The 11,235-nt window shown below is 42.7% G+C and carries 14 protein-coding genes; 7 read left to right on the top strand and 7 right to left on the bottom strand.

The annotated features are described in order from the left end of the window. Position 1: 1 nt before the first annotated feature. The 5 genes from Q7J63_RS18660 to Q7J63_RS18640 all read left to right on the top strand — a co-directional run bounded on the left by Q7J63_RS18660 (position 2) and on the right by Q7J63_RS18640 (position 4,347). The gene (locus Q7J63_RS18660) at positions 2-325 is read left to right on the top strand and encodes a hypothetical protein (protein ID WP_304888378.1); all 324 of its coding nucleotides are present in this window, start codon (positions 2-4) and stop codon (positions 323-325) included. A 1-nt stretch (position 326) separates the two neighbouring features. Then, a complete protein-coding gene (locus Q7J63_RS18655; protein ID WP_304888376.1) occupies positions 327-515 on the top strand; it encodes a hypothetical protein in 189 nt (62 codons plus the stop codon). 1 nt (position 516) lies between these two features. Continuing rightward, positions 517-3,342: a hypothetical protein gene (locus Q7J63_RS18650; RefSeq protein WP_304888374.1), complete on the top strand. Its 2,826-nt coding sequence runs from the start codon at positions 517-519 to the stop codon at positions 3,340-3,342. Between the two features lie 179 nt (positions 3,343-3,521). Further along, positions 3,522-3,851, top strand: coding sequence for a hypothetical protein (locus Q7J63_RS18645; RefSeq protein WP_304888372.1), 330 nt, complete (start codon positions 3,522-3,524; stop codon positions 3,849-3,851). Between the two features lie 40 nt (positions 3,852-3,891). Beyond that, the gene (locus tag Q7J63_RS18640) at positions 3,892-4,347 is read left to right on the top strand and encodes a hypothetical protein (RefSeq protein WP_304888370.1); all 456 of its coding nucleotides are present in this window, start codon (positions 3,892-3,894) and stop codon (positions 4,345-4,347) included. Between the two features lie 238 nt (positions 4,348-4,585). On the opposite strand, the gene Q7J63_RS18635 is transcribed toward Q7J63_RS18640, so the two are convergent. From Q7J63_RS18635 to Q7J63_RS18605, 7 genes are all read right to left on the bottom strand, one after another. Then, positions 4,586-4,792 carry a DUF2892 domain-containing protein gene (locus tag Q7J63_RS18635; protein ID WP_019599261.1) on the bottom strand — a complete coding sequence of 69 codons (207 nt, stop codon included), beginning with the start codon at positions 4,790-4,792 and terminating at the stop codon, positions 4,586-4,588. A 162-nt stretch (positions 4,793-4,954) separates the two neighbouring features. Further along, a complete protein-coding gene (egtD, locus tag Q7J63_RS18630) occupies positions 4,955-5,887 on the bottom strand; it encodes an L-histidine N(alpha)-methyltransferase (RefSeq protein ID WP_304888367.1) in 933 nt (310 codons plus the stop codon). 5 nt (positions 5,888-5,892) lie between these two features. Further along, positions 5,893-7,053 carry an ergothioneine biosynthesis protein EgtB gene (gene egtB / locus Q7J63_RS18625; RefSeq protein WP_304888365.1) on the bottom strand — a complete coding sequence of 387 codons (1,161 nt, stop codon included), beginning with the start codon at positions 7,051-7,053 and terminating at the stop codon, positions 5,893-5,895. Further along, positions 7,050-8,537, bottom strand: a complete 1,488-nt coding sequence (locus tag Q7J63_RS18620) for a BCCT family transporter (protein ID WP_304888363.1) — start codon at positions 8,535-8,537, stop codon at positions 7,050-7,052. The genes egtB and Q7J63_RS18620 overlap by 4 nt, the downstream gene beginning before the upstream one ends. A gap of 46 nt (positions 8,538-8,583) precedes the next feature. Then, positions 8,584-8,865, bottom strand: coding sequence for a DUF427 domain-containing protein (locus tag Q7J63_RS18615; RefSeq protein WP_019599257.1), 282 nt, complete (start codon positions 8,863-8,865; stop codon positions 8,584-8,586). A 93-nt stretch (positions 8,866-8,958) separates the two neighbouring features. Next, entirely contained in the window at positions 8,959-9,105 is a 147-nt protein-coding gene (locus tag Q7J63_RS18610; RefSeq protein WP_304888361.1) for a hypothetical protein, read from the bottom strand. 65 nt (positions 9,106-9,170) lie between these two features. Then, positions 9,171-9,296 (bottom strand): hypothetical protein, encoded by a 126-nt coding sequence (locus Q7J63_RS18605; RefSeq protein WP_304888359.1) that lies wholly within the window; start codon positions 9,294-9,296, stop codon positions 9,171-9,173. Positions 9,297-9,660: 364 nt separating this feature from the next. On the opposite strand from Q7J63_RS18605, the gene Q7J63_RS18600 reads away from it, so the two are divergent. Both Q7J63_RS18600 and Q7J63_RS18595 read left to right on the top strand, forming a co-directional pair. Continuing rightward, positions 9,661-10,176, top strand: coding sequence for a DinB family protein (locus tag Q7J63_RS18600; RefSeq protein WP_304888357.1), 516 nt, complete (start codon positions 9,661-9,663; stop codon positions 10,174-10,176). 377 nt (positions 10,177-10,553) lie between these two features. Beyond that, positions 10,554-11,228, top strand: a complete 675-nt coding sequence (locus tag Q7J63_RS18595) for a haloacid dehalogenase type II (protein ID WP_304888355.1) — start codon at positions 10,554-10,556, stop codon at positions 11,226-11,228. Positions 11,229-11,235 lie beyond the last annotated feature (7 nt).

Here is an 11,235-nt window from a genome sequence, read left to right as displayed (position 1 = left end):
TATGGCGCTAAAAACAAGTACAGGATACGTCCGTTTCGCTATTTCAACAGGGATGGACGAAAAAACATTAACAGTCAATTGGTTGACTTTTCACAACGATAATTGGAGAGAAAACAACCCAAGAAGGGTCTGGCAGGGTATTGTTGAAAACGGAAGTCACACCTTTGATCTTGCTATTAAGGAAAAGCATATCAACAGCGAAGGCCAAGAGGAGGAAATCATTTTGGGATATTTGCCCCAATCTATGGATCAAGCACATGAACTGCTTAGAAACCTAAGCGGTAAGGATTGCAATTTTAAGAGTATAAATTTTCAAATCGTGTAGTATGAAAACCCCAACCCCAAACACCCAAAAAGCCATCATAATGTCCGAGGCCGATTGGCAGAAAAACAAGGCATGGCTGATGCAGTTTCCAGCCACTTTTTGTATGCCCGTGATCGAGCAGATGGAAAGGTATATGATCACGATACCTGTAGAAGCAGAAAAAGAAGAACTTACCGATTTAAAAAAGTAAAATGGATATCCTAGAGATAAAGCGTGATGGAGTAGTGTTGCATAGTGTCAAGATCGGAATCGACACCGTCCTGACCAATCAACTTATGGGGCAGCACAAGGTGGATGCCCGATGGGCGAGTGCGACCTATCTGGACCTTACTCTGGGAGACTATATAGAAGTAGGAGCAGAGAAGTTCTATCTAAACAAAGCGCCGAATTTCGAGAAAAAGAACAACTTCACTTATGCCTATGAGGTGTCTTTCGAAGGTGAAGCCTATAAGCTCTTCAATAAAATCATGATGGATGAGGGAGCTGCGGAGTTTGGTTACTTCGGAGATCTGCATGATTTTATGCTATTGATCCAGCTTAATATCAATTCGATAGATGCAGGCTGGACGATTGATGTGCCTGAAGGCGGAGAGCGCAGGAATATTGACTTTTCGGAGGAGAGTTGCAGACAGGCACTTAATAAAATCTGCGAGGAATTCGGTGTTGAATACCGCCTTGTTCAGCGAGAAATCATCGTGAGGCCCGATGTGGGATTTACGAGCCTTTATACCTTCGAATATGGGAGGGGAAAGGGATTGTACAGCCTTCAAAGAGATTCCGTAGAAGAAAAAGGGGTAGTGACCAGGCTGTATGGTTTTGGGGCCCAAAAGAACTTGGCGTTCGATTATCGGGATGGAGCCAGACGACTTGTTTTTCAAACAGGAGATCCAGCGGTTAGGTATATCGAAGCGAATACCGAGCTGTACGGAATCAAGGAAGGCACGGTGACCTTTGAGGATATCTATCCAAGACGGACAGGCTCAGTGACGGCATCGACGGCCATCAATAGTTTTTCGGATGATTCTATTGACTTCGATCTAAATGCACAGCTACTGGAAGGTACAGTTGCCAAGGTCGTATTCAAGAGCGGAGCACTGAACGGATATCAGTTCGATATCAGGAGCTATAATCATACCACCAAGACTGTTGTATTCAATGACTTCTCTGAGGTGAATGATTATGTGTTGCCCAACGATCTTAATTTTCCAGAGCCTGGCGATCAGTACACCTTTGTCGACATCAAGATGCCCCAATCCTATATCGATGCCGCAGAGTTGGAATTGCTCGAAGCTACCCAAGAACACCATATCCCGCTAAAATCACCCCGGGTAAACTACACCCTTACCATAGATGAAAAATATATACGGACAGGTGGGGTAGAAATTGCCTGCGGGATGAAAGTCAGCGTGAATGATTCGGCTATCGGACTGAATGAAATGATCCGTATTTATTCGATCACCTACCCGATAGTCAAGCCCTCAGCGATCGTGGCCCAGATAGCGGATAATATTCCCTACACCGTTCGTGAGCGGATCACACGGGATCTCGGAAAGCTGAAGGGAGAATATATCACGATAGACAGGACACGTGAGGAAAACTACCGGGATGCGGTCAGAAGGCTTAGGAAGCTGAGTGAATTGATTTATGATCCGGACGGATATTTCAACATTGAGAACATACGTCCCGGCAGTATAGAAACGCTGAGCTTGACAGTTGGCGCAAATAGCCAGAATTTTGGGTTGAATGGTGTGGAAATCGAGGCGAACTATGAAGGAGACCCGAATAGCATCAGGATATCGGGAGGTCAGCTTGTGCATTTTGAGATAGAGATACCAGGGCTTGGATATGTATGGGAAATGGACCCATCTATCATTAACGACCTTGTGCCAGCATCTTCTTACTACCTGTATGCGAGATGTAACAGAAATGCGCTATCCGGCACATGGAAGATCAGCACAGTGCCGATTCGCAGTGAAGAGGAGCCGGGATTTTATAATTTTTGGGTTGGAATATTGTATCCTGTCGAGAATGGGAGAAGATATTTTATGTTTACCAAGGGCATGACCTTCATTGTGGGAGATACGATCACCACAGGCACAATTAAGAGCCTTGACGGCCTTAATTACTTTAACCTTAATCAGAGCACCTTTAACATCGGAAGTCCAGAGCAGGGCCTTGATTGGAACGTCAGCAACGAAAATGCGCTTACCATCAGAGGAGCTGTGATCACCAATGCTATTTTTGCAAATGATGGTGTGATCCAGAACTTAAGAGTATCCAGCCTCAAGACAGCAAACGAAGGCAAGCGGCTAGAGATACTGGCAGATGACGGAGGCGATCCCGCCACGCCTTTGCATAATCTGAAATTTTATGATGCGGACGGAAACCTTTCAGTCACGCTAGACACCGCAGTCGACTCCTCCAATGCAGCCAACCCATCCGCAGGTCTGAAGATCGAAAAAAATGGGAGTTCCAGGCAGGCCCTTGTCACCCAAAACGGGATCATGTCGAGTGGTTCTTATTTGACGGATTCGGCATTACCTACCAGCCAGCATTTAGGCTCAATCTTGGGTATATTGAGAGAAAAGTTTGCCAGCGCCTTCGGTATCCGTGCCGGGGTGATCGGGTTTGACTCCACAGACCCAGCGGTTGGAAATCCAAGTTATGGAGGTTGGTTCAATACCCTGTTTGCAGGCGGTCTCAATATCGGAGTCAAGCAAGTGACAGCCAACTACACCGCCACCTTAGGCGATACACTGATCAGCTGCTACAACTCCACAGCCATCACCATCAGCCTTCCAGCATCACCCAAGCCCGGAAAAGTGATCTACGCCCGCACCAACATGAACCAGCCTACTCAAATCAATGGGAATGGGAATGTTATCTATGTAAAAGGTCCGGTGGCTTCGATTGCTGTAGGAGGTACGAACTATAGTAGGTATGGCAGGATGCACCAATTGATTTGGGATGGTACGTATTGGTTGTATAATGCGATAGTGGCAGTTGGGGGGGATTGATTCGTATATTAAAGGGGCTTTAAAATTCATTTAATTGGGTTAAATATCTTTTAAGTATTAGGCTGTTTTGTTTGTAATAAACAAACTTTTTTGTATCTTTGTTATGTCATCAAAGGGATGACAGTTCTTTGAAAATCAAACCTCCAAGGCTGGGAGCTAAAAAACAAGCCAAACCGATTATGGAAGACTTGATATTGAAAATTAAGAGAATCGCAAAGGAGAATCCAGAAGGGTTCACGATCTCAATCAAAGATCTAAGCCACATCAAAAAAGGTTGGATAGTCGCTCTTAAAGAGACTCAAAACAGCTTCGGAGATAAAGGCTTAAGAAAAGTAATCGAAACATCATTAAAGACCACTTACATGGTCGGAGGATGGAAAGAAGAAAAGCTCTTCTATTTCGACACTGTTCAGATCTTCAATACAGAGGCCGAAGCCATACAGGCCGGGATTGAAAACGATCAAATAAGCATCTACAATCTCGAAAGTGGTAAATTAATCTACCTTTAACAGAAAGGGCCTCCGGGCCCTTTCTTTAACCAAATATGTTATGACAATCAAAAACCTCAGACTTATCAATGATCTACTTACAGTTGATCAATTGATCAAACTGGAACATGGTGCTTTGCAGCATCAGAAGTACAGCCGTATTGAATTCAAGGTTTTGGAGGTGAAGGATAATGCCATCACCATCCGAGTATCCCAAGAGCAGAGCCCCAAGGAAAATTATTTGACATCTAAAGATCTTTCAGATAGGACAAAGGAGCTATTTGGGTTGTTTTTACCAGGGTTTACCATTCATGCGAGGGCCCTTGCGTACGTTCCGCCCAAGGTTGATGCGGTGACACCTGGTTGGGTCCAGACCCAAATGCAAAGGAAAGGAATGGAACAAAAGGATATCCTCGAAACGACTGGATTGGATAAAACCAACCTATCAGCATGGATATCAGGTAAGCGATCAATGTCACAGCCCGTTAAGGCTATGTTTTATTATATGCTGAAGTAGGTTCAAGAGCCAGTAACAGTTAAATGAAAGACCCGAAGGTGTAAACCTTCGGGTCTTTTTAATTATGGCTTAAACAGCATTTAAAAGCCTTTTACTATATTTGCTTTTGACAAATATCAGAGGACATTTTGATTTGAATGTCTGGACGGTTGGTTTTGCCGATTATACATGCGGTTAATCAACGCCTAAACCTCAAGCATAAAATGAAAAGGTTTAATACCTGCAAATAAATAAAGTATTATCTCTTTGTTGGGCAAGTTTTGATCCCTACAAGCGTGTAAAGTGGGCAAAAACTGACCAAGCTGGTCAAAAGGAAAATAACCGCAACCACCAGGAGCACAATACCCAAAGGCCCGGACACAACGCCTGCAAAATATAAGTATGCCGCAATCAGGGCAATAATGGTACGGATGGTTCTATCCGCAGTTCCCATGTTCTTTTTCATGATTTGAGTATAAAAGCGTGTGTGTTTAGGAATGAAATAAAAAAACCAACCCAAAAATCACAGAAAGGCAAATCGCACAAACGGCTATCAATTTTAAGAAGGCTTTCATTGGATTAAATTTAAACCAATTTTTGGTTATTTCAGTATGACTTTTGTCACATATCACTTCCGAAACAGACTCAAAGAATAATACCCTTTGCTGTCCGTAAAATGCCTATCCCAGGAAAATCCGGTTTTGACAGCCATTTGATCAAGCTCCTTTAAGCTGTATTTTTGGGAAATCTCTGTGTGAATGGTTTCATATTTTTCAAAGTGAAACTGTTGACCGTCGATGTGGACGTCCTGATCCTCCAAACTAACCAAAAAACTCAAGGCTGCTCCATCCAAGGGATTGTACACTCCGTAATGCTCAAATGCCTCCAACTCAAAATCACCACCCAATACCCGGTTGACCCTTTCCAGTAAGTTTAGATTGAACCGCTTCGTCACTCCTCCTTCATCATTATATGCCGCCCTGATCACATGTGGGTTTTTCTTAAGGTCCACTCCCATCAGAAAAAAATCTCCTGGTTTTAGAAATTCATTGATAAAACGAATGAATTCAATGGATTTTTCCCCTTGAAAATTCCCAATATTGCTTCCCATAAACAGGACCAACCTCGGCTTCTCCCTATTTTTCAGCTCCTTGATCGTGACAAAATAATCTCCTGCCATTGGGACCACTGGCAAGTCTCCAAGCCTTTCCTTAACATGCTGCTGATTGGCCTCCAGAATATCCCCTGAAATATCCATAGGGACATAGGTAAGCCGTTTTCCCATCTGTATGGCTTTTTCCAAAAAAACCACGGTTTTGCTTCCATCACCGGCACCCAATTCTATCACATCAAGTTCATCAAAAGGAATTTGTCTGAGGATTTCCCCCGATTGTTGGACAAGGATCTCCGTCTCGCATTCCGGGAGGTAATATTCTTCCAATTGCATGATTTCTTGAAAAATCCTTGACCCTTTGTCATCATAAAAGTATTTTGAAGACAAATATTTTTGTTCTGCGCTCAAACCCTGGAACACATCTTTTTTGAAACTATTGTTATCCATAAGTATTATTTTGCCAATCTAATTCCTGAAAAAAGCCATCTTGAAGAGGCTGGAAAGAAGTTTCTGTATGTTTTTCTGCTGTGTCCCTTTGGAGTCGCCACCGAAGCCCCCCGCAGCACATTCTGATTGATCATAAATTTACCATTGTATTCTCCCAATGCCCCGGGGGCTTTTTTGAACCCCGGATAGGGATGATAAGCACTGTAAGTCCATTCCCAGAGCTGCCCCCAATTGAGATGATCTGCTGCCACCTCCCATTCAAATTCGGTTGGCAACCTCATCCCCTTCCACGTCGCAAACGCCAAGGCTTCATAAAAACTCAAATGCGCGACGGGCAATTCCTTTTCAACTTCCCGAAACCCCTGAAAAGTATACTGAAACCATTTCTCATCTTGCTGATGCCAGTAAAATGGAGCTTGGATTTTTTCCTTCAGAATATAATCCCAACCCTCTGCGAGCCAAAGGTTAAAATCCCCATAACCACCCGCAGCCATGAATTCCATGTATTCACCATTGGTCACCAAAGTGTCCGCAATCTGAAAATCGTGCAAAAACACCTTATGTTGGCCACATTCATTGTCAAAACAAAAATCATCTTCCGAAGCCCCGATCGCGTAAATCCCTTCCTTGAATTGGATAAAGGTGCGTTCCGTTTTTTCTTTTTGTAGGGAAAATGAATCCCCATAAATGGGAAAGGTGGGTTGATTGCCCAAGATATATTTGATGTCATAGACGAGCAATTCCTGATGCTGTTGTTCATGGTTGACGCCAAGGGTGATCACTGCTAAAATTTCAGGGGAAAGATCACTTTTGTCCATGAATTTAAGGAGTGCCTCGGTGACATATTGGCGATAAGCGATCACCTCCCTTACCGGGGGACGGCTCATCAAGCCCCTATTGGGACGAAGCACCCTGTCTCCTGCATTGTTATAATAGCTATTGAACAGATAGGCGAAATCGGGAGAGAAAATACGGTAATCCGGATCATTGGGAACCAATACAAATTGCTCGAAAAACCATGTTGAATGTGCCAAATGCCATTTGGGTGGCGAAACGTCTTCCATGGGCTGGGGGACATAATCTTCCACTTCCAAAGGGGCGCAGATTTCTTCTGTGGCTTTTCTGGTTTTCAGCAGTAGATTTTTCAAAGCTTCTATCTTGTTCATGTTGTCTTCGTGGTCGTGTAAAGTTTATAAACGAAATAAATCACCATTCCTGTAAAGAGAAAAGTGAAGGGTAAGGCAAAAAGAATCATCAATTGACTTACCGCTTCCAACAATTGATCCTTTCCGATCAGGATCACTGCAATGGTAAACAATGCTATTGTCAATCCCCAAAACAGCCGATACCTCCTTTTTGGTTCGGTGCGACCTTCATCACTGAACATACTCAAGACAAAAATCGCAGAATCCACAGAGGTAATCAAAAAGGTAAACACCAATACCGTGGCGATGGCATTGCTCCAAGTGGAAAGAGGAAACAAGTCAAAGAAATTGAAAATGGCGCTATAAATGGAATCAAATTTAGAGGAGTGAACTTCACTTGCCTCGATCAAACTAAAGGCATTTGCACCAAAAACCGTAAACCAAAGAAAAGTCCCCAAAGCGGGAATGATCAGGGTTCCCAAGATAAATTGTCGGATGGTTCTCCCTTTGGATATCCTGGCAATAAAAACACCCGTAAACGGCGTCCAGGCAAGCCAAAATGCCCAGTAAAAAAATGTCCAATCGGTAAGAAATGCATTGGAAACTTTTTGACTACCCGCATTGATGCTCATAGGGATAAATTCAAGGAGATAAGCCCCCATTGATTTCAACAAAACACCAAGCACAAGCCACTCAGAACCTACGATCCATACAAAGACCAGCAGCAATAAAGCCATCCCAATATTCAAGTTGGAAATAAACCGAATGCCTTTGTTTACACCCATAAAGGCCGAAATCGTAGCCAGTACACAGACCAAAAGCACCAAAAAAACCGTTTGACCGGAAGCCAGGTTTTCTGCTCCGGTCCAATAGGAAATAGAACCCAGCAACTGCCGGCTCCCCAAACCCACGGCAGCAACCACTCCCAGAAGAGTGCAAATTATGGTGAGCACATCGATCAAAGTTGCTGAGATGGTTTTTCGGTAATTTTCGTTTAAAATTGATGAACTCAGGATCGTGCCATTTTTCTCATAAAGATTATAGGCGATCACCAAACCAAACAATCCATAAAAAGCCCAAGGCGTCAATCCCCAGTGGAAAAAAGTGTACTGCAGCGCGAACTCACCTGAAGAAAGGGACGATTCCCTTGGAGGATTCTCGTAATAATAGACTGGTTCCTGAACTGCTCTCAAAAGCAATCCTGCCCCCATTCCTGTACTGTACAACATTGCAATCCATGAAAACCATCGGTATTCGGGTTTCTCTTTACCCAGCCTTTTTTTGCCCACAGAAGAAAATGCAATGATGAAGAGCAATAAAACCGAAGCCAATCCCAGAAACAAATAAAACCCGCCAAAAACCTCCAAGATTTCATGGGTCCACTCACCCAGTTTGGTTTTGAAAAAACCGGGAAACAGAAAAGCAATGCACAAAAACAAAACACAGAAAGCACCCGATGTATAAAGGGTGCTTTTCTGTGTGTCTATTTTTTTGGATAAAAACATCAATGAAAAGGTAAGTTAGCAGTTTTTGGATAAATCACACCCAAGATTACCGCTCAACTTTAACCCCTTTCCAAAATGCAACATGACCTTTTATCTCTCTAGCCGCAGGTTTTGTGTCGGGATAAAACCAAGCAGCATCTTTGTTGATTTCTCCATTTACCTCAAGGGAATAATAGGAGGCGACCCCTTTCCAAGGACATACGGTATTGGTGTTGGAGGATTTAAAGTATTCCATGTGGATCGTGTCTGCGGGGAAATAATGATTTCCTTCCACTTGTACGGTGATATCACTTTCGGCAATTACGGTATTGTTCCAGATAGCTTTCATTTTTTGCTGGTTTGCTTGTTTATTTTTTATTTATTTTTTCATTTGTTGAAGGAGAAGGATTTCTTCTCTTTGGTCTGAACGGAAGAGATTCAATTACCTTGCCATCACCAAACCTTCCAACCAAGTCGGGATCAGTTCCGGGACGGCCAGGTGAATTTGTACAGAATCCATAATGCCGGCATAAGGAACATCTGCATACCTGACATTCAGGACAACACTGATGATTCGATCACCTCCCACTCACAAAACAACTAGACCCGTATTTTGTTGGAATCTGCGTCCACAATGGTCCACATAAAGCCGGATTATGCATTAGATTTCGTGAGGTGGACTCTTTCAATAAAAGCTACTTTTTCCCCAAATTCGGCCAGCTTAAAGACCAGGGGCATGCCTGTATGTCCTGAACCGATCGCAGTTGCGTCATATTCCATATTCATCATTTATGTTCAAAAATCGAAAGGTTTTAGATGAAGATATTTTATTCTTCTGGGTAAGGAGTATCGAAGTTTAAACCTTCATGCTTAAAGCCCAAAAAACCCAATTCTCATTTTGTTATTCCCACTTCGAATTCCTGAATGGGCTTAAATCTATCAAGCAAAGCCAACATGTACTGTCGGATAATTGGCATTTCTGGCCTTTTCAGACCTCATGGAATATAACTGTCAGAAAATTAGGTCATATTTGACAACAATATTTCTGCCATAGCAGCCATGGATGGATGCTCAGACAGAGAGGAAAGCCTCCCTATATTCCAGAAAGTTTTCCTGTAATCATTTCCCCTTAAATACAATTTCGATGAAATCATTAGTCATTGCCTTTTTTTTCCTATGCACAATCCCCCATCTTCAGGCTCAGCAATATTTCGAAGCGCAATACCCAAAAGTGTGGGAAAGAGCCGCTGCCTACACCCATGCCGTAGCCGAACAGATGCCGGAAGATCAATATGGTTTCAGGTCTGCAGCAGGGGCCATGAGTTTCGGAGAACAGCTTTTGCACATTGTGGACAACATCAGCTTTTTGGCAGGAAGAATTTCCGGGGAAACCAGACTTTTTTACAACAAAGCTGACAGAGAAAATCTCAGCAAAGCCCAAATCATCGACATCCTTGAAACCGCTAACCAGCATGTAGCAGAGCTGATTTCCGGGATTTCAAGTGATGAACTTCATACATCTACCACATTCAAAGACGTTGAAATGACTCATGAAAACCTTTTTTACCTGCTTCGTGACCATCAGGTACATCATCGGGGGCAGTGCTTGGTTTACATGAGAATGGTAGAAGTAAATGCCCCTCCCTATGTTGGTTGGTAAGAATATTTTATTCCCAATGATTCAATGTATACACCCAAGTAATTTTTGAAGTTTCGCAATACTTCAACTTTAAATCTAATTTTGCAGATCCGTCATTAGTGATGCAACCCGAAAAATGCATTCCGTTTCTTAATGGGGTTGAAACTGGAAGAAAATCAGACCATTGGGAGAAGAGTTCATCTTGGCGATATGCAGAGGTCAAAAATTTCATATAACAAACTGATTATTAAGTAATATCAGGTTGGAATAGAAATGGCAATGCATAATAAGGGTTCAAAAATGTGATCCATAAATCTGTGTGAAACCTTATTGATTTTATGGCTTCAAATTTTGGGCACAACAATTTCGATGAATATCAATAGACCAAACAATACTTCATGAATAAAAAAATCAATCTCCTGATTTTCGATGTCAACGAGACACTGCTTGATCTTAGGCCTTTGAAAACAGCAATCAACCGTGGATTTCAAAATGATACAGCCTTTGACCAATGGTTCTCATTGTTGCTTCAATATTCATGGGTGGAAACAATCACGGAAGAATTCAGAGGTTTTGGTGAAATCGGAAAAGCAGTGTTGGAAATGCTGGCTGAAAAGCAAAACAAAAAGTTTTCGGCAGGCGAAATCGAGAATATTCTGGGTTGGATCAGGAAATTGCCTCCACACCCGGATGTTGTAGAAGGACTGGAAATGCTCAAAAAGGAAGGGTTCAGGATGGTTGTTCTGACCAACGGCACTTTGGAAGTAGCCAAAGAACAATTAAAATATTCAGGATTGGATGCGTATTTTGAAGACATCTTCAGTGTGGAAAGCGTCAAAAACTATAAGCCACATGGCATGAATTATCAGAAAGTCCTAGGTCAGATGAATGTATCAGCCACGGAAGCCATGATGGTAGCCTGCCATGCATGGGATATCACAGGAGCACAAAGGGCCGGATTGCAGGGCTGTTTTATTGCCAGACCTGGGATGGTTTGGTATCCATTGGAAAATCGCCCTATGATTTTAGAAAACACCCTAAGCCAAGCAGCAGCAAAAATCATTGAACTTTGAATTTCCA

Origin of the sequence: Rhodonellum sp. (assembly GCF_030656585.1) — a bacterium.
GTDB classification, from domain to species: domain Bacteria; phylum Bacteroidota; class Bacteroidia; order Cytophagales; family Cyclobacteriaceae; genus Rhodonellum; species Rhodonellum psychrophilum.
The sequence above is the reverse complement of the archived record's forward strand: the minus strand, read 5'-3'. Positions and strand labels throughout refer to the sequence as shown.

Coding starts and splice junctions, on each gene's coding strand:
- Q7J63_RS18640 (WP_304888370.1), top strand. CDS start 3,892: ATGACAATCAAAAACCTCAGACTTATCAATGATCTACTTACAGTTGAT.
- egtD (WP_304888367.1), bottom strand. CDS start 5,887: ATGGATAACAATAGTTTCAAAAAAGATGTGTTCCAGGGTTTGAGCGCA.
- egtB (WP_304888365.1), bottom strand. CDS start 7,053: ATGAACAAGATAGAAGCTTTGAAAAATCTACTGCTGAAAACCAGAAAA.
- Q7J63_RS18660 (WP_304888378.1), top strand. CDS start 2: ATGGCGCTAAAAACAAGTACAGGATACGTCCGTTTCGCTATTTCAACA.
- Q7J63_RS18650 (WP_304888374.1), top strand. CDS start 517: ATGGATATCCTAGAGATAAAGCGTGATGGAGTAGTGTTGCATAGTGTC.
- Q7J63_RS18655 (WP_304888376.1), top strand. CDS start 327: ATGAAAACCCCAACCCCAAACACCCAAAAAGCCATCATAATGTCCGAG.
- Q7J63_RS18645 (WP_304888372.1), top strand. CDS start 3,522: ATGGAAGACTTGATATTGAAAATTAAGAGAATCGCAAAGGAGAATCCA.
- Q7J63_RS18620 (WP_304888363.1), bottom strand. CDS start 8,537: ATGTTTTTATCCAAAAAAATAGACACACAGAAAAGCACCCTTTATACA.
- Q7J63_RS18615 (WP_019599257.1), bottom strand. CDS start 8,865: ATGAAAGCTATCTGGAACAATACCGTAATTGCCGAAAGTGATATCACC.
- Q7J63_RS18605 (WP_304888359.1), bottom strand. CDS start 9,296: ATGGAATATGACGCAACTGCGATCGGTTCAGGACATACAGGCATGCCC.
- Q7J63_RS18635 (WP_019599261.1), bottom strand. CDS start 4,792: ATGAAAAAGAACATGGGAACTGCGGATAGAACCATCCGTACCATTATT.
- Q7J63_RS18595 (WP_304888355.1), top strand. CDS start 10,554: ATGAATAAAAAAATCAATCTCCTGATTTTCGATGTCAACGAGACACTG.
- Q7J63_RS18600 (WP_304888357.1), top strand. CDS start 9,661: ATGAAATCATTAGTCATTGCCTTTTTTTTCCTATGCACAATCCCCCAT.